The sequence below is a fragment of the Paenibacillus kobensis NBRC 15729 genome, from assembly GCF_004000825.1.
GTDB lineage: Bacteria > Bacillota > Bacilli > Paenibacillales > Paenibacillaceae > Paenibacillus_T > Paenibacillus_T kobensis.
Map to the genome: position 1 here is coordinate 17718 of NZ_BILZ01000006.1, position 18316 is coordinate 36033.

General features: G+C 50.8%; 16 protein-coding genes. 2 read left to right on the forward strand and 14 right to left on the reverse strand.

What is annotated here, in order from left to right:
- Positions 1-79 precede the first annotated feature (79 nt).
- The 5 genes from PKO01S_RS05750 to PKO01S_RS05770 form a co-directional block, all read right to left on the reverse strand.
- Positions 80-805 (reverse strand): AAA family ATPase, encoded by a 726-nt coding sequence (locus PKO01S_RS05750; protein ID WP_127530364.1) that lies wholly within the window; start codon positions 803-805, stop codon positions 80-82.
- 78 nt (positions 806-883) lie between these two features.
- Positions 884-1984: a GerAB/ArcD/ProY family transporter gene (locus PKO01S_RS05755; protein ID WP_127530365.1), complete on the reverse strand. Its 1101-nt coding sequence runs from the start codon at positions 1982-1984 to the stop codon at positions 884-886.
- A gap of 19 nt (positions 1985-2003) precedes the next feature.
- Positions 2004-2237 (reverse strand): hypothetical protein, encoded by a 234-nt coding sequence (locus PKO01S_RS05760; RefSeq protein WP_127530366.1) that lies wholly within the window; start codon positions 2235-2237, stop codon positions 2004-2006.
- A gap of 4 nt (positions 2238-2241) precedes the next feature.
- Positions 2242-3462 (reverse strand): Ger(x)C family spore germination protein, encoded by a 1221-nt coding sequence (locus PKO01S_RS05765; RefSeq protein ID WP_127530367.1) that lies wholly within the window; start codon positions 3460-3462, stop codon positions 2242-2244.
- A 4-nt stretch (positions 3463-3466) separates the two neighbouring features.
- Positions 3467-4921 carry a spore germination protein gene (locus tag PKO01S_RS05770; RefSeq protein WP_307719820.1) on the reverse strand — a complete coding sequence of 485 codons (1455 nt, stop codon included), beginning with the start codon at positions 4919-4921 and terminating at the stop codon, positions 3467-3469.
- Positions 4922-5108: 187 nt separating this feature from the next.
- Between PKO01S_RS05770 and PKO01S_RS05775 the strand changes: the two genes are divergently transcribed.
- Positions 5109-6380: a YncE family protein gene (locus PKO01S_RS05775; RefSeq protein WP_164779498.1), complete on the forward strand. Its 1272-nt coding sequence runs from the start codon at positions 5109-5111 to the stop codon at positions 6378-6380.
- Between the two features lie 129 nt (positions 6381-6509).
- On the opposite strand, the gene PKO01S_RS05780 is transcribed toward PKO01S_RS05775, so the two are convergent.
- Positions 6510-7418: a LysR family transcriptional regulator gene (locus PKO01S_RS05780; protein ID WP_127530369.1), complete on the reverse strand. Its 909-nt coding sequence runs from the start codon at positions 7416-7418 to the stop codon at positions 6510-6512.
- A 161-nt stretch (positions 7419-7579) separates the two neighbouring features.
- On the opposite strand from PKO01S_RS05780, the gene PKO01S_RS05785 reads away from it, so the two are divergent.
- Positions 7580-8419: an SDR family NAD(P)-dependent oxidoreductase gene (locus PKO01S_RS05785; RefSeq protein WP_127530370.1), complete on the forward strand. Its 840-nt coding sequence runs from the start codon at positions 7580-7582 to the stop codon at positions 8417-8419.
- Between the two features lie 195 nt (positions 8420-8614).
- On the opposite strand, the gene PKO01S_RS05790 is transcribed toward PKO01S_RS05785, so the two are convergent.
- The 8 genes from PKO01S_RS05790 to PKO01S_RS05825 all read right to left on the reverse strand — a co-directional run bounded on the left by PKO01S_RS05790 (position 8615) and on the right by PKO01S_RS05825 (position 18183).
- Positions 8615-9085: a DinB family protein gene (locus PKO01S_RS05790; RefSeq protein WP_127530371.1), complete on the reverse strand. Its 471-nt coding sequence runs from the start codon at positions 9083-9085 to the stop codon at positions 8615-8617.
- 208 nt (positions 9086-9293) lie between these two features.
- Positions 9294-9614: a hypothetical protein gene (locus tag PKO01S_RS05795; RefSeq protein ID WP_246070451.1), complete on the reverse strand. Its 321-nt coding sequence runs from the start codon at positions 9612-9614 to the stop codon at positions 9294-9296.
- A 28-nt stretch (positions 9615-9642) separates the two neighbouring features.
- Positions 9643-10548 carry a DMT family transporter gene (locus PKO01S_RS05800; protein ID WP_127530372.1) on the reverse strand — a complete coding sequence of 302 codons (906 nt, stop codon included), beginning with the start codon at positions 10546-10548 and terminating at the stop codon, positions 9643-9645.
- A gap of 94 nt (positions 10549-10642) precedes the next feature.
- Positions 10643-11506: an NAD-dependent epimerase/dehydratase family protein gene (locus tag PKO01S_RS05805; protein WP_246070452.1), complete on the reverse strand. Its 864-nt coding sequence runs from the start codon at positions 11504-11506 to the stop codon at positions 10643-10645.
- A 165-nt stretch (positions 11507-11671) separates the two neighbouring features.
- A complete protein-coding gene (locus PKO01S_RS05810) occupies positions 11672-12610 on the reverse strand; it encodes an aldo/keto reductase family protein (RefSeq protein ID WP_127530373.1) in 939 nt (312 codons plus the stop codon).
- A 204-nt stretch (positions 12611-12814) separates the two neighbouring features.
- Entirely contained in the window at positions 12815-14548 is a 1734-nt protein-coding gene (locus PKO01S_RS05815; RefSeq protein ID WP_127530374.1) for a proline--tRNA ligase, read from the reverse strand.
- 344 nt (positions 14549-14892) lie between these two features.
- Entirely contained in the window at positions 14893-15834 is a 942-nt protein-coding gene (locus tag PKO01S_RS05820) for a methylenetetrahydrofolate reductase (RefSeq protein ID WP_127530375.1), read from the reverse strand.
- Between the two features lie 132 nt (positions 15835-15966).
- Positions 15967-18183 (reverse strand): hypothetical protein, encoded by a 2217-nt coding sequence (locus PKO01S_RS05825; RefSeq protein ID WP_127530376.1) that lies wholly within the window; start codon positions 18181-18183, stop codon positions 15967-15969.
- Positions 18184-18316 lie beyond the last annotated feature (133 nt).

Below are 18316 nucleotides of genomic sequence, written 5' to 3' on the forward strand. Positions count from 1 at the left end.
ACCAACCGGGCCGTGATTTTACTCTCCATTCATGATCAGTATATCGGATCGATACCGAATAATGGAAGCCTAAACCGTCCTAATCTTCATCTTCATCTTCGGCGAATAACTCTCGCAGCACCGTTGTGCGATTTTCCAGAAACCGGCGCGTAAGAATGTAGTGCAGCGTATCCTCATACTTTACCGGACGTATCGGCTGTTCGTCGAAATCGAGGATTTGCGCATCAGGATAACCGAGCAGGATAGGCGAATGCGTCGCAATAATGAACTGCGCCTGATCCTCTAAATCTTTCATAATACGAAGCAGCGCAAGCTGCCGGGCCGGAGACAGCGCCGCCTCCGGTTCGTCGAGCAGATAGATGGCCTTCTTGCCGAAGCGATGCTTGAACAAAGACAGAAACGCTTCGCCGTGCGATTGCTTATGGAGCGATTTGCCCCCATAATATTGAAGCGCCCCTGGTACTGTGTCCAAATGAGAGGCAAATTGATAGAACGTTTCGGCGCGCAGAAAAAAACCGTTCGTTATTTTCGGCATCCAAGACAGCCGGAGATGTGCGCCTAACGCAGAATGCGCGGCGTCGACGTCATATGTATTATTTTTGCCACCGCCCGCTGTATGAAAGCCGCATTGATCAGCTATCGCCTCCAGCAGCGTCGATTTGCCTGAACCGTTCTCGCCGACGAAGAACGTGACCTGATGGCTGAATGCCAGCGTATCGATCGCCCTTATTGCCGGGATCGAGAAGGGATAGGCTGACGTTTCGGACTCTTCATGCCGCATTACCGTCACACTGCGCAAATACATAGGTTCCCTCCTTGCTCTCGCTATAGATGGTCACTACTTTACCGCGTGACGGGCTGGAAGTCCAGATGCAAACGAACCTCAGTTGCTGTCCGCTTGCCCGCTTCCCCTCATTTTCCCAATAGTAAGGAGCACTGCCGGAAACAGCAAGCTGAACACGAAGACGTAATACGGCCAAAATTCAAACGAATGAATAACTTCCGCATAGTTCGGAAAAATCGATTGCGCCGTTGCAAAGCTGATGAGACCGAGCGGGATCAGCAGCGCTCTCCCGTCATGCAGACGAAAGATGCCGGACAGACCTGTCTTCACGGCTTGAAGGATCATCGATAACCGGAAAAAGATCGAAATATACCACAGCACGGCGATCAATATTTCGAACCGTTCAAAAATGTCGGCAAAACTGATCGTTCGTATGACAAAGTAGCTCGGATAAGTCAAATTGGCGGTCACCTTGCTGCTTAATGTCGCAATGTTACAGAAGGTCACGATGCAAAACAGCGTTCCGCAAATGATGGAGCTGCGCAGAACGGTGCTCGTCCACTGCTTCGCATTTTGAAAATCGGGCACGAAGAATAGATACAGCACGCTTTCCAGAAAAGGAAAAGCGATAAGCAGAATCGAGGCGTGAACGACCGGTTTGAATCCAAACTCCAACACCGGTTTAATGTTATCGAGTTGGATAGTCGGAACGAGTGCCGCTATGCTAATCGTCAACAGAAGCATAACCGCCCAGAATAGCAGCTCTGCCGCGCGCCCGGTTACCGTTACACCAGAGCGGACCGCATAGATGACAGCGACAAGGATAAGGGCATAGATGGCTTCCGTTGGCGTCTCCGGCAATACAGAAGTCGCCACGAAGTCGCCGATATCCCGCAGTACGAGCATAAATAGAAGAAACGAGAAAGCAACCACAAAGAGTAGAGCAATGCTTCTGCCGAGCACATTGCCCATAATGAAAGAGACATAATCAACGAAAGATCGCCCATTCATCTGTCTGGCAAGCGCAATGTGCAGCGGACTCATCAACAAATAGCCTGCTAAAGCGACGAATATCGCCAACCAAGCATCCTGCTTTGCAATGTTAGCGAGGGAGGCTGGCAGAATAAGCAGTGCGCTTCCAAGCTGCGATAGCGTAAACCACATCGTCGCTTGCCGAACGGTCAGTGACGGCTTCTCCAACTCCACTCCTCCTCTCAATTTAAGTAAACAGAGGCACGACGATTCGATGGATCGGACTGAACATATATTCTATCCATATAAGCGGACTGGGCAGCTCTACCTGAAAGATGTGCAGTATACTAAGTCCAATGCCTATCATGAGGATGGAGACGCTGACCAGCAGTTCGCGCCAACGTCCCCCTCCTTTGATCATGGTCCGATAGTCCAAGAAACTAGCCGCCACTGCTGCAAGCATGACAATCCCAATAAGCATGCGCTCATTCCTTTCTTGTCTCGGGACTGTTATCGAACGGGCTTATAATTTTGCCGAACTTGCCGAGTTGATAATGGATTTGAATTTCCACCGGCATGTCCTCGAATCGCTGGTTCCAATCCGCCTTCCACCTATGCCAATCCTTCGGATACTTCCGGTGGAATGCCTCGCCGAAACCGTATATGTCCACACCGTAACGCTGTTGAACATGACGTATACCCGACATAATGACCTGATTCAACCGTTTCGCAGCTTCTGTCTGCAACTTGTACATATCCTTAGGTTTAGACAAGTCCATCATGCAGTGCATCTCGCCTACATTGGCGCGAACGTCGATCTTCATCGTCATGTAAGGCTTGCCGCTGCGGATAGAAGGCTGCATCTTCGTCTTTGCGCCCAACACTTCGACGACGAATTTATCGTCTGAATCCATACATGTCACATTCGCGACAGTCGAAGTTACATGATTCGTAATATAGGCATACGATTTGCTGTCCGATTCATTCAGCCAACCAAGCAGACGGTCGTCCCGGAAGACGCCAATGCCTTGATACTTGAAGTTGGCAAAGGTCGCCGGTTGGGCAACGTTCTTGGACGTGATGCCTTTCTTCGCGTCACCGGCAATGGTAAGTCCGGTCAATATCGGCTCCAGCCCGTCCTTCGTCAACATCTGCATCATGGAGACGACGTTAACGGCCGAGGTCGGCGCCCATGCTTTCGCCGAAACGCGCAGCGATTTCATAAGATCCATCGCCGGCAGCACCTCCATTGGCGTGACGAGCGAAAGCATCTGTTTGGCTGAATACTCACGGGCAACCGCCATATTAAAGTCAGGCCTTACTTCATGGTCGCGGAGCAAGAAGTCTAGCGTCTGCTTGATCCCTTCACGGGCTACGGTTTCATCGAACAATAGGAACGTCATATGAGACAAATACATTCTGCGGGGCGCGCTCGTTGTTGACTTGCGCAGCGCTTCGAACAGTGTCGGCGCTTTCTCCGAATATACAATTGTCGCCGATCTCTGGGTATTCGATTTCTGCGACATTTGGATGGGATCAACAACTTGTACGGATACTTCGTATTGCCCGTCTGCCCGATCGATTCCCATCGCTAGGACCGTCGATATTTCATTCAGCTCCCGCCGGTTCCAGCAGCCCGTTAAACTTATTAACAACAGAGCAAGGACCATCCTATACCCTATCCGCCGGTATGTACCCAAGTGCATCTGCTCAGCTCCTTTGTCTGGACCGTTTTGTATTCAACCGGTACGGCAGACGGACTAGTGCATCTTTCTGCGCATCCGCTTTGTATGGCGCATAGGGTCTCATGTACGGAACGCCGAACGATTGCAGCCCGCACAAATGGATGACGAGCACGATAATACCGATCGTTAATCCGAAAGCGCCGAAAGCTGCTGCCAATCCCATAAAAATAAAACGAAGGATCCGAATGGCGATGGACATCGAATATGAAGGAATCACGAAGTTGGATATCGCCGTGATCGCCAATACGATTACCATCGCTGCAGAAACGATGCTGGCTTCTACTGCCGCTTGTCCAATGACGATCGTACCCACGATCGATACGGCTTGTCCGATCGTTCTTGGCATGCGGATGCCGGCTTCTCTTAATATTTCGAACGTCACTTCCATCAGCACGGCTTCGATGAACGCAGGAAACGGTACACCTTCCCGTTGTGCGGCAAGACTGAGCAGCAGCTGCGTCGGCAGCATGTCTTGATGATAGGTCGTCAATGCAATATAGATCGCTGGCGCAAACATGCAGATGAAGAGAGAAAGATACCGAAGCATACGAATCAAGCTGCTGTAGATATACGACTCATAATAATCTTCCGCGGACTGCATGAAGTCGGCGAACAACGACGGAGCCAACAGCACAAAAGGCGATCCATCGATAAAAATAGCGGCCTTTCCATCCAGGATGCCCGCCGCAATGACGTCCGGGCGGTCCGTATTATAGAGAAGCGGAAATATCGTCCGCGGCTTGTCTTTCAGCAGCCATTCTTCAATATATTCGCCTTCCAGCACTTTCTCCAATTGACTGTTCCGCAGCCGCTCGGTTAATTGACGAATGAGCTGATCGCCCGCAATACCTTGCACGTACATGATCGTTATATCCGTCTTCGTCATTGAGCCCACCGGAATCGTTTGCACCCGCACCCGTACGTCCTTTACCCTCCGGCGAACAAGCGTCGTATTCGTATGCAGCGATTCCGTGAACGATTGCTGCGGTCCTCGTACGACCGGCTGCGCTTTCGACTCCGTAATGGCGCGGTCTTCCCAACCCGGCAGCGACACCGCCAACGCCTCGCGCGAATGATCAAGCAGCACAAGCACACTTCCGGATAGAAGTTGATCCATCGCCTCTTCCCTCGACGCCGTAAGCTGTACTTCGTCGCTGGCGATAATACTCTCCTTCAAATAATGGACCGTGACCGGCTTCATCTCGTCATACACACGGTCAAGAATAGCCGAGATCAGACTATCCTGCACCAAATGCTTCTCAACCATGCCATCTAAAAAAATAAGCGCCAGACGGATCTGCTGCATGACGGTTATTTCCCGTACGATGAGATCCGAGCTTTCCCCCATAATCGATTGGATGCTCTTGATGTTAAGATCCAGCCTGTCCGAGAAGGCGGATTGGTGATTGATGCTTGCCATGTCATCCCTCCACCTCGTAAGTATTTCCAATAAAACAAAAAAGCCGCTCGAAAGCGGCAGCAAAGATGAAATATACCGTAACGAAAGACTAGCTCCAAGCTCCGCCTGACATGATAGACAAACACTCGGCATATGGATTACCGATTATATGCATACCATTCGCCTGAAGCTGAAAGGAGGAAAATTCATGTACAGCAAGACAGTGCTGCTTGCAGCTAACCGGAACAGAAACACCGTTACGGTCATAGATGCAAGGTCGAACCGCATCGAGCGCCTTATCCCGGTCGGTCCAGGTCCAACCGGCATCGCGGTCGGGCCGAACGAGCATGCCTACGTTAACAACTTCGCCGGTTCAACCGTGTCGGTCGTTCGATATACGACTGGGGAATATGTTGCTACCGTACCTGTCGGCATTGATCCCGTTGGCATCGCGGCATCGCCCAATCGGCGATACGTATACGTTTCAAGCACTGGCGATGATTCGATAACGCAAATATCGACTTCGACTAATGAAGTGCTTTCCCAAACTCCGGCCGGCGGGGATGACCCGACAGCTATCGCCTTCTCGCCCGTTGGCGACCTGTCCTATGTCTGTTTGTCCGGCGGAGGAGCGGTTGCAGTCATTGATCTGGCAGATCCGAATCAAGGAGGAAATGGTCTGCCCGTAGGCTCCACGCCCAATGATGTCGTATTCAATGAGGCCGGCACACGGGCTTATGTCACGAATAGAGACAGTCAGACGGTATCCGTCATCGATACAAGCGTAAATTTCGTAATGAATGATATTCCGATTCCTGGCGCCGTCTCTCCCACCAAAAATGTTCTGTCCCCGGACGGCAGCACGCTATATGTATGCGACTCCGGTACCAACTCGGTCTACATGATCAGTACCGTTACCGAGACCGTCGTCGGTGCCATTACGATACCGGATCCAGTATCCGTTGCCGTGTCCCGTATGCGAGACCGGTTATATGTCGGAAGCGGAGCGGGAGGCTCTATAACGGTCATCGATACGAAAGTTCATGCGGTCGTCGACACCATCACCGGTATCGACGAGCCTTACGCGCTGGCCGTAACGGACATTGAACCGTTCCCATTATCCACCGGCATTCTCGACCGGCAGGCTGGAGATGAATTTTATGTCAATATCAATTATTTGAACACTTCCAGCACGGATCTCGCCGAGGTCATCGTTCTCGCGTTCGATTATACATCCGGCAGCAAGGTGCCGTTCATCCACGAACAATTCTCCATCTCGCCTAATCAGCTTATGACGAAGAAATATTGGGTCTCCTTCACACGGAAGTTCGAGTTCCAATTCGGCATTACGTGTACGCTGGCCGCCGATGTACTCATCTCGATCTGGCCGACGGACGCTGCCGGCAACGTCATTCCGGAGCTTCGTCTTCTGCCTACGCAGCTATCGGTTATCTCCAGCTTGACGCCTAACGTGCCGTGATAAGACTAATGTAGTTCCAAGGTGATCGTAACGCTTCCAGGCGGTAAAAAGAGGAGGCCATTGTATAGTGCAGTGGCCTCCTCTTTTTACCGCCTGTATGATTCAACTACCGTTCTCCTTTAGTTGAACTTACTTTGTGCCTGGTAAAACATTACCTTGCATTTCTTTTATGAGTTCTAAGAATTGAACAACTTCCTTGGATGGATGTAATGGATATATCAAACCATATGGAACTTCGAAATCTAAATCACTAGGGATCGTCACCAAGGATGGATGAATATCTGCCCACGCCTCCAATGTTAACATAACCGTATTACTTTCCTCGCAGCGATTAAACACATCAAGATCATAGAGACGCGGAACATCCTTAATTTGTATTTGAGGATGTTTCATTTTCAGGAAATCACGTATGTCATGAATGACGGCACTATTCCCACCGTTCACTACAGCCAATCTTTCCCCATACAAATCTTTGACAGAAAGTGTTTTTCTTGAAGCCAGCCTATGTTGCCGAGATACAGCAAAGCAAACGCGGTAACTCCCCAGTTCGAGCACACGGTAGTAATCCTTGAAGTTATCTGTAAGAAATGGCCCCGCAATGATATCGAGCGATTGGCCAATCATGCGGTAAGTGGTTGGGAGTGTATGTGCGTCATCTTCGAAATGAACGATGTTTATTCCGAATTGAGGGTATAGGTCGCTAATTCCATTCCACAAATCAATCAAAACCTTACAGGGATTAAGCATCGAAGTACCCACCCGAACAATATGCCGATTAGCCTTTGCAGAGTGATGCATGCGGATAAGAGATTCTTGAAAATACTGCAGCATATATTTCGCATCTTTGATAAAAGCTGTTCCTGCCTTTGTGAGGCTGACACCGTGGTTGGTACGGTTAAAAAGTGGGACTCCGGCTTGCTTTTCCAACAAATTCATTTGTTTCATCACTGCGGTTGAAGAAATAAACAGCTTTTCGGCTGCCTTAGAAAAGCTTCCGGACTCCACCACTTGAACAAACGTCTTCAGTTGCTCCATCATTCAGGCAGACTCCTCCTTTTGCATCAACCATAAGTTAATACCATGCTAACTTATTTGAAATTCCGCATCAAGCTGCTAAGCCGTAACATTATAGAAGAACGAATGAGTAAACAGAAGCTTTAAAAATACTACACACAGGAACTTTATTGGAGGAGAATACGATGGAAAACAAAGTCTGGTTCATTACAGGAGCCTCTCGCGGATTAGGGCGCATTTGGGCGGAGGCCGCACTCTCTCGCGGGGATAAGGTTGCCGCGACCGCTCGAACACCGGAAAGCATCGCCGAACTTAAGGAACGTTTCGGAGACGCGGTTCTCCCTCTAGCGCTCGATGTAACGGATTCCCAGCAGGTCGAGCATGTCGTTCAGCAGGCTCATGCGCATTTCGGCAGGTTGGACGTCGTCCTAAACAATGCCGGTTACACACTGGTTGGCACGACTGAGGAGGCTGACGAATCCGACATCCGCGAACTATTTGACACCAATTACTTTGGTACGCTTCGTGTCATCCAAGCTGCCCTGCCTCTGCTTCGACTTCAGGGCAGCGGGCACATTCTCGGCGTCTCAAGTGCCATGGGGATTGTTGCGGCCCCGCTCATCGGCTTCTATTGCGCGTCCAAATGGGCAGTCGAAGCATTGCACGACAGCCTCGCTCAAGAGGTTAACAGCTTCGGCATTAAGGTCACGTTGCTCGAGCTGGGCGCCTTTGCAACTGACTTTGGAAGCCCCCTGTCCATGAAGACATCACAGGGAATGGAAGTTTACGCTGAACTTCGGAATCGGGTGTCCGTTCGTTTATCGACAGAAGAACGAGGCGATCCGAGTGCGACGGCCGAAGCGATTCTTCAAATCATAGACGCCGAGGACCCGCCTCTGCGGTTTGCGGTCGGCGCAGGGGTCTTGCCTTTGGTGCGCGGAGTCTATGCTGATCGTTTAGCCACTTGGGAAACATGGGAAGCTGTTTCGAACGGAGCGCAAGGAACGTCGATAAGCCACCGTTAGATCTGGAATGAGTAAAAGGTAAAGGGGGCAGCTGCCAATAAGGCAGTCTGTCCCCTGTTTTTTGCAATACTTCTAACTGATCCTATACGTAGCTTCAATTCAACTCTTCTGCCCTTTAGTTGAACGGCGGCGGAGATTACTAAATGAGGTCTGCCGTTATTGTACCGAGGGAGTTGAATCCACGGGTTCATTCGGTTAAAACAATCCCCGACGAATGAAATTAGCTGTCACTGGGACTTTGCCCACTTCCCTCGACCATACAGACAACTGGCCGATATGATGGATTTCATGGGCGATGACATGCCGCATGATTTCTCCGTATTTGAAGTTTACGGGCTCCCCCGTAGGTGCTAATTCAGATAACACTTTCAATTCCATTTCATTAGTCCACGACATGACAAAAGGACGAACTTCCTCGTGAAACCTGGCGGATAAATCCGTCACTTGCTGCAGGCTGGCATAGGATTCGAACGGCTCCGTGAACTCTGGCTTCCCTTGTAGAGCAGATATCCAACTGAATTCCACATCCGCAATATGAAACAACGTGTGCAAAATGCCTCCAGTCCCGCCCGTTCGCTTCTTGAGTAGTTCTTCTACGGAAACGTCTTGGCACCAAGCGAGCCAGTCTTGCCGAACTTGCCAGTTATACTCGAATAATTTCAACATCTGAGTTGCCTCCTATTAAATTCTTATTTATACATGATGACTTCTAGTGTGTCAACCATCGGGACATGGAGTCCCTTAAATTAGTAGAAGTCTTGCAGTTTCTGTTTGTTCATCCCATATCCTTGGAACATAGCAATGATCCCTATCAACAGCATCAAACACTGAAAATGACACCATTTAATATTCACCCGTATTTCAAGATTCTAACTCAATCCCTACCGCTTGCAGTGAAATAATAACAAAAAAGAACGGCTGATAATTCAGCCGTCCGGTGGGACAAATATGTCTTATGCTCTTCATAATAACGGTATATTTTGCCGAACACGCGGTTCGCAAGCTGTTGGGGCAGAAGATCGTTCAACCGTCTCACCACGTCACTCATTGGCGTTTCCGATGGAATTTCCCCGCTAATGAGCCTCGCCAAGTCAACCTCGAACAGCCCATCCAACGGCTGAAGACAATTTCCGAACCGATAGATGGCCTTCTCACCAACCTGCTCAACTAACTCATAGTGGAGACAGATTGCCATATACGACCTTCTCCCCTCTCGCCTTGCATCATGTCAGCTCATGTACTGGTTCATCCGCTGAATCCTGCTTCTCTTTCTTGCGCGCAGGCAAGTTCAGAATGAGGAAGCCGGCGACGAAGATGAACGTGCCGCCTATAATGTAGACCGTAATGGGATCATGGAAAAATAAATACGACCACAGAATAGCGAACAAAACGGTGCTGTTGCCCACAATCGCGACAACCATGAATGGAACGCGCTTGATGGCTTCGGCGAACCAGAAGAAACTTAAGCCCGTAATGACGCCAAGCAGCACGAGTGCTCCCCATGCCCCTGCCGTAACCGGACCGGTAAAGCCATGCGATTGAATCGGTACAGGCACCGACACGATTAAGGTACTAACCAGGAAGACCGATAAGTTCATGTTGCCGTTGTCCATCGACTTCAGCAGCATCCGCTGGCTGAGAACGTGAATCGCAGCGCCGATACCGGCCAGCGTGAACAACAGCGTCGTCAACCCGCTTCCTTCCGCCAGCTTGTCGAGAGGCGTTCCGTTCCATCCGACGACGATGACGCCGGCGACACAGAACAGAGCCGCGATCCAGCCGCGTGCCGTAACACGTTCCTTGAACAGCCAACCCGCCGCGAACAGCAGCACAACGGTTTGAACCGGTTGAACGAGAATATTGCCGTAAGAATAGCCGATCTTCAAAGCGATATTCTCGAATACGTAGTTGGCTGCTTTGCCGAATGCGCCAAGCCAGATCCATTTCATCCCGAAGCGAAGCTGAAGCTTGCCGTCCCGATACCATAAATATGCGATTAGGCAGACGACTCCGAAGAAAAACCGGCAGAACGAGATAATCGAGCTGTCGACCATGGTCGACGCTGTTTTGACTAGAACACCTACGAAGCTCCATGCCAACGTCGCCAGCAGGAGCAATACATAACTCAAGTAAGGCACCTTCTTCTCTGATGAATTGAAGCAAAAAGAGGTTGTCCCCTATCGAACTTTCATGAGATCGGGGCAACCTCTTACCTTATATAATTTACTTACCGAGCTGCTCGCGCCATTGGTACTTCGGCTTCCAGCCCAAAAGCTTCATCGCCTTCTCGCTGTTCAAGAGAGCTTCATGTCCTTCGAGCGGCGCGCGGAAGTCAGTCACTTCCGGATAACGCGCAGCCATCAGCTCGCGGCTAGGAACAGCCATGCTCGTCTCGTCCGAACCGAGGTTCAACGCTACGGAGCCAAGTCCGTCGGTCTCGATCGCTAGACGGCAAGCTTCCGCTGCGTCGCGCGTATCGATGTAACTCCACAGAATGCGCTCACGTTCTTCGGGATTGTTGATCCACGAAGGAAATTGTGCGTACCATTCCGGCGGAATGACGTTGCCAAGGCGGAGCGATACGACTTGAATGCCCGTTCTGCGGTGGAACATGTCTGCTGTCGCCTCGTTCACCACTTTGGACAAGCCGTAGCTGTCCTGTGGCAACTGCGGATGCGCTTCGTCCATCGGCACGTACTGCGGACCGAAAGGATGAACCGCGAAGCAAATACCGTACGACGATTCGCTGGATGCGATAACGGCTTTCTTAATCCCAAGGCCGGATGCGGCTTCCAGCACGTTATAGGTTGCCATAACGTTGTTGCGGAACGTTACTTCAGGCGGAACCATGCCCGCTCTAGGAATGGCCGCCATATGTACAACCGCGTCTGCTCCAGCAAGCGCGCCGTACGTCTGTCCCAAATCCTCGAGGTCAACGATCAGCGTCGGACACAGATGCTCATCCGGTTGGCGCGTATCGACGTTCAGAACCTCGTAACCATGCTCGACAAAATGTTTGACGATCCAGCGTCCAAGCATCCCGCTGCCGCCGGTTACGACTACCTTCTTCTTCTTATCGGCCATCATCGAAATCTCCTCTCTCAACGTGTCTCATGATGTGTGATTTCTCGACTTCTTGCCCGAACGGAATCCAAGCAAACTTCTGAACGATATCAAGTATACCGTTCCTCCGGCTATGAAGTCTACACTTTGTTTATTCAATAAACCATAGGTTCTTTCGATATCGTCCGATTAAGCCAAAATCGATTCAATGCGCGTCAATACATCTTCGCTAAGCTCGATGCCGGAAGCTTTGGCATTCTCCGTCACCTGCTCCGGACGGCTTGCGCCTACGAGAGCGCTCGCGATGTTCGGCTGACGCAAAATCCATGCAAGCGCCAAGTTGCCAACGGTAATGCCGAGCTCCGCCGCAATGGTTTCAAGCTGGCGGACTTTGGCGATTTTCTCATCCGTAACACCGTTGCGCACCCAATCGATCTTCGCAGCCCGACTATCGGACGGGAGGTTCGCGGCAGATGTATATTTACCTGTCAGTAGGCCTTGCGCCAACGGCGAGAATACGACTTGTCCAATGCCGGAACGTTCACTGAACGGAATAACTTCTTTCTCGATATATCGCTCGAACATATTATAAATCGGCTGGTTGACGACGATCCGGTCAAGCAAATAACGGTCCGCTACACCGAGCGCCTCCGCCATTTGGGACGCTTGCCATTCACTAACGCCGACATAGAGCACTTTGCCTTGACGTACGAGATCATCGATCGCGCGAAGCGTCTCGTAGACCGGCGTCTCGGGGTCATGGCGGTGGCAGTAGTAAATATCGACGTAATCATGTCCGAGCCGCTTCAAGCTCGCGTGTGCTTGCTCCATGACATGCTTGCGGGACAACCCGCGGTCGTTCGGTCCATCGCCCATTGGCCAGAACACCTTCGTCGCAAGCACGTACGATTCACGCGGATACGCTTTAAGCGCTTCGCCCATCAGCTCCTCCGCTGCTCCACGCTCGTACATGTTCGCCGTATCGAAGAAGTTAATGCCAAGCTCATACGCCGTCTTAATCGAGTTAACCGCATGCTCGCGTTCGACGTAGCCCCCGTATGTCATCCAGCTTCCGAGACTGATCTCGCTGACTTTCAAACCTGTACCGCCCAATTTACGATATTTCATATCCCAAATCCTCCCTAGTCGGATAACGTGTGTATTGTAACCGTGAACACGCTTTTCATTCTAGAATAGTTTGCACCTTAAGTGAAGACGTGAAAAGTTGTTCATTATGTTATACCGAGTTTACCTACTATACTTAATGATAGTGAATAATCTTGCTATTTATTTGAATCGCAGTGCTTCATTTCCTCCGAATAATTCACAACGCTACACTCCAGCAGAAAGGTCATTGCGAAGGGCAGAAAACCGAGCGACTGCCTCCTCGATCGCGATCGTCTCCTTATTGCCGCTGCGGCGTTCCACCCACTCCACTTTCCCGGCTTCCGCGTCCTTGCCGACGACGATTCTCACCGGAATGCCGATCAAATCCGCGTCCTTGAACTTTACGCCCGGACGCTCGTCGCGGTCGTCGAATAACACCTCGATGCCGCGGCTGCGCAGACCGCTGTATAGCTCCTCTGCCGTTTGCTGCTGGACTTCGTCCTTCGTTGAAACTAGAACAAGGTGCGCTTGATAAGGCGCGATCGAAGCCGGCCAGATGATGCCGTTGCCATCGTGATGCTGCTCGAGAATTGCCGACATAATGCGCGATACACCAATGCCGTAACACCCCATAATCATCGTCTGGCTGCGGCCAGATGCGTCCAAGTACGAGGCGTTCAGCTTCTCGCTGTATTTGGTGCCAAGCTTGAACACATGCCCCACTTCAATGCCGCGGAAAAACTTCAGCTTGCCTTCGCTGCAACGCGGGCAGCCGTCTCCTTCTGCCGCATTCCGGTAATCGCCCACTCGCGTCAGGTCAAGATCACGCTGCGGGTTCAAATGACGGTAGTGGTGATCGGCTTCATTGGCGCCGGCGATGCCGGCAGCCATGCGGGCGACTTCACGGTCAATCAGCACCGGCAGCGATAAGCCGTACGGTCCGACAAAGCCGACCGGAACGCCTGTTAAGCGGGCAACCGTCTCGCTGTCTGCAATCGCAATATTCTCTGCGCCAAGCGCATTTTTTACTTTAATTTCATTAATCTCATGGTCACCTCTAACGACGACCGCTACCGCCTGCTCGTCCGCCATGAAGACGACTGTCTTCATAATGTCAGTTGCCGGCACACAGAGCGACTGCACGAGTTGCTCGATCGTCCGGACGTCAGGCGTATATACTTTCTCAATCGAAGCTTCTGTAGAAGAGGCTGTGTCGGCTCCATGCTCTTCGATCTTCTCCGATGACTCCGCCTTCTCTAAATTTGCCGCATATTGGCAGCAATCGCATGCCGCAATCGTATCTTCGCCGATTTCGGCCAGCGCCATAAATTCATGCGTTCCGCCTTCTCCGCCGATGGCTCCCGCATCGGCTTCAACCGCGCGAAAAGCCAATCCGCAGCGTTGAAAAATCCGGTGATAAGCGTCATACATCCGCTTATAGCTGCGGTCAAGCCCTTCCCAATCGGCATCGAATGAATAGGCATCCTTCATCAGAAACTCCCTGCCGCGAAGCAGGCCGAAGCGTGGACGGCGCTCATCACGGAATTTCGTTTGAATCTGATACAGCGTCACCGGCAGCTTCCGGTACGAGCTGATCTCGCCGCGGACAAGCGTCGTAATGACTTCCTCATGGGTCGGCCCAAGCGCAAATTCCCGTTCATGACGGTCTTGCAGACGCATAAGCTCAGGACCGTAAACGCCATAGCGGCCGGACTCCTTCCATAATTCCGCCGGCTGCAAGGTTGGCATTAGAACTTCTTGCGCATCAGCCGCATCCATTTCTTCTCGTACGATCTGCTCAATCTTACGCAGTACGCGCCGCCCGAGCGGCAAGTACGTATAAATGCCTGCCGCCAACTGCCGGATATAACCGGCACGCAGCATAAGCTGGTGGCTCGCAACTTCAGCATCAGCCGGACTTTCTCTTAACGTGGAAGAAGCTAATTGGGATTGCCGCATGATTGACACTCTCCTTAGTCGATTGAATAATAATCGCTTATAAACACAAAAAGACACATTCGTCAGGGACGAATGTGCCGTGGTACCACCCTAGTTATGGCCTTATGCCTGTCCGCGAGGACAGATGAAGGCGTCTCGAACGAATAACGGCTAACGCCGGCGGAAGAAGAGCAAAGTTTCTCCGCAGCTCACAAGGTAGGTAAAGCTCGGACCGGTGCGAGAAACCTTGCAGCCTTCGGGTTTCTTCTCTGTACGGCGGTTGCCCAAGCCTATTGGCCTTGATCATCGCTATTGAACTATATGAATTTCCACCATTCTACATGGCCGCAATGAACCCGTCAAGCTTATCGTACAGCGCCCAGCAGCCGCTTCTTGTCCAATGTCGACTTAATGTCCTTCACCATTTGAATCGAAGCCTCGATCTCCACTTTGCGCGTCGAGACGCTTTCGATGCTGCAGCCGACCGGAATGCCTTTCTCCAGACCGAATTCCAACAGCTCTTCAAATATTTTGTGCGTGAGCTGGATAGACTTGTCCAACACGTCCGATGAATATTTCAACTCGTTCTCGAGCCACTTCGGAATGCTGATGCCGAGCCACTTCATAAATTCCAATGTTTTCGTCGAGCCGCAAGGCGCAATGTTGAACAGAATCGGCACCATCTCCAGCTCTTCCTGCTGGCAATAATGATAGTAATCGGACAGGAAGTTTTTCGAAGCTTCTACATTGTACGTCGCTTGAGAAACGAAGAAGTCGCATCCCTGCTTCATTTTCTCAACAACGCGCAGATGCTCGTCATTCTTCTTCATATGCCGTTCTGGAATAATGACGCCGCCGAAAGTCAAATTACTGCTATGCTGCTTGCTGATCCGATACGCGTCGTTGAGCGAAAGTTGAACCTCTTGTTGACTGGAAGAAGCGCCAACGAAGACGGAATAGCGCTGATCGATCGTATTCTTATTCAGCCATCTCTTCAATTCTGCTTCCGAATATTTGCCCACACAACGGTAGATGATCTTCGGTATATCGAGTTCATGAAGATACTCTTTGCTGTATGTCTCTGGGTCAAGCGATTTCATGTAAGGGAATGGACGCTCCGTATCGATCCGGTCGGATTCCTCCTGTACGTCGTACAGAATCAATGCATCGATGTCCAAACCTTTCAACCGTTCGATTTGCTTCTGTGATATTTCGGTTATTTTCTCCGGCGTATGCGTTTCCTTCGGAGGCGTCATACCGTATGTGATGATACCCATCTGTTTATTTAAAATCGATTGTTTTAGCACGTGATCACATCCTCGAGTACGAATTGCGCAATAACAAACGCGATAATTAGCTGATCTTATATTCGCATATTTTGCGGTGAATCGCCATACTTTCGAGGAATTTGATTTATAATTATTTCTTATTCCTCATATTTATTCATATAATGGACTCATGTCTTCATTTAAATACCGGTACTCGTATACGTCCCGCGCCTTGAATCCTTTCGCTCTTGTTGGCCTTACGCTAGAACCCTCCGGCACAACGAATGCATATTCACAATCTTCTACTTCCTCTAGGAACCTGGCTTTCACGATATCATCCTCCATATCGTCGGCCCATCCGAACAGCTTCCGAATCGTTGAAACAGCGTCCTTGCGTTCCGCAAGAAACTTCTTGGCAGCTTCGCTCCGCCATGATGCCGTCATTTGATCCGAGCCTGCATACTTCACATTCTTGAGCTCTTTCGTCTCCGCGACCGAAACCTCGATGATCCATAGCTTGCCTGTATTTGGGTCTACACCGAAAATATCGATTCCGTTGCCCGAGTTGTTGAATTGTCCTGGTGCCGTATTCATCTGCGGCAGCGTGCGGCCTTCAACGTTCTCGATTTGCCCAAGCCCGCCATCTTTCTTGAGTGCGCCTCGAATCGACTCTTCGAACCTCTCGGGGTCCATCTTCGGCCGGCCCGGGCTGCCATATCCAAGCGGAGGGCCGTCTTTACCTGATCCCCCTCCTGATCCTTTACCGGATCCTTTGCCTGTACCTTTGCCGGATCCTTTACCTGAACCCCCTACAGTCCCTTTGGCCGAACTTCCTTTCATACCGCGCTTTTCCAGTACACCGGACTTCGGCGCCGGCGAATCCGGAATGGGCATATAGCCATGTTCGGTCATGCCTTGAGGCGGGAATAAAGCATCCGCCGCTTTCTGGATCGCGTTATCAGCTGCTTCCGTTGCCTCATTGACCAACTTCGCGCCAGCTTGCTTCGCTTCCTTATAAGCCTCTTCGAACCTTTGCGCGAGTATGGCCGCTTCGTCTTTAATTCGTCTAATCTTGTCGAGCTGTCTTTCTACCAATTGTCCCTCTTCTGCAAGAGTCACCATTTTGGAACTGAGCGATTTGAGCGTGCCGCCCAATGTTTTCAGAACCCCAACCGACCCTCGGGTAATGCCATATATCGCGATAATCGAGTTTATGCGATCGTTGACCTCAAGAAATTTGCGTCCATCATCGCCTAACTCGTCGATAATAAACCCGCGGTTTTCTTGGATAAGCGATGAAAGAGTACCTGCCACCGTTGCGATACGGTCCGCCCACAACAACGCTCTTGCTCCCCATGTCGCTTCTGCGCCGAGCACTACCCCTTCGCCGGCCCCTAACGTTAAGCCGAGACCGAAAGCCTCCGTCATCTTCTCTGCGACCCTCGTGTTCGTCTCATTGTGAAGTCTTACCAGAAATAAGGCCGGTTTATAAACGACGGGCGACGCTTTCCCTTCATCATACATCCGCACGCCGATCATTTCATTCTCCGGGAGCTCGATCCCGTCTACAAATACCGCGGTAGGAAGCGTCTTTCTTTCGGATTGATAATCGCTGTTACCCAAAGCATCAATCGTTAATCTTATATATATTTTTCCGCCCTCCCGGCGCTCCGCTCTATCGATGGTAGCGGATTTCGTGAACCCCGGCAGCATGAGCGGAAACACTTTCAAGTCGTCTCTCCCTATTTCATCTGGACTAACAAGCTGCGCTTTCGCCGTCATAATCCGTTCTGACTGCTCCTTCTCGTCATCGCCCAAATGACCATCGGTCAGCTCGTCGTACAACCGGTCAAGCAGCCGCCGTCCCGGCTCTTCTTGTACAATCTGTTCCAACAAATCATCCGGGCAGCTGGTAATAAGAGCCACCGACACATCGTCCCGATCGGTTGAATCGAGAGCATCAAGCGTCTGCTGCACAAAATCGAATTTTCCTTTCTTCACCATATCGAGCAGTGCGGCACCTAACGCTTCTTCGTCGAGATTCCCTATCGACTTATACTGCTCAATCAGGTCTTCCGGTTTTCCGGGGTTGTATGTTTTGTTGCTTTCCATTTGCTGCTTCAGGGAATCCGTAACCTTCTTATTGCCTAGGTTCTGTTGCTGCCTGCGCAGCTCTTCCGCCGTTGGAGGACCGGCAAACATAGAGCTTTGCAAGCTTGAATATGGGGATTGGCTTGACGCGGGCTCCGGTGTATAAGAGCTGTAGTTCGTTCCAGCCCCGTCCGAACTAGACGAACCGCTATCACTAACGTTGGATTGATTCGCATAGGAAGAATAATTCGGTTCCGACTTCGATGGCTGTTCTGAAACTAATTTCTCGTCTCCCATAACGTTCACACCTTTTCTCGAACGAATACCTGCCGACAAATAAACGCCTTGCACTTCGAAACTCTAGGTGCAAGGCGTTCTTATGTCTTTATTCAGCTTCAATATAAGTTCGTGTTCGAACTACCGATTCCTC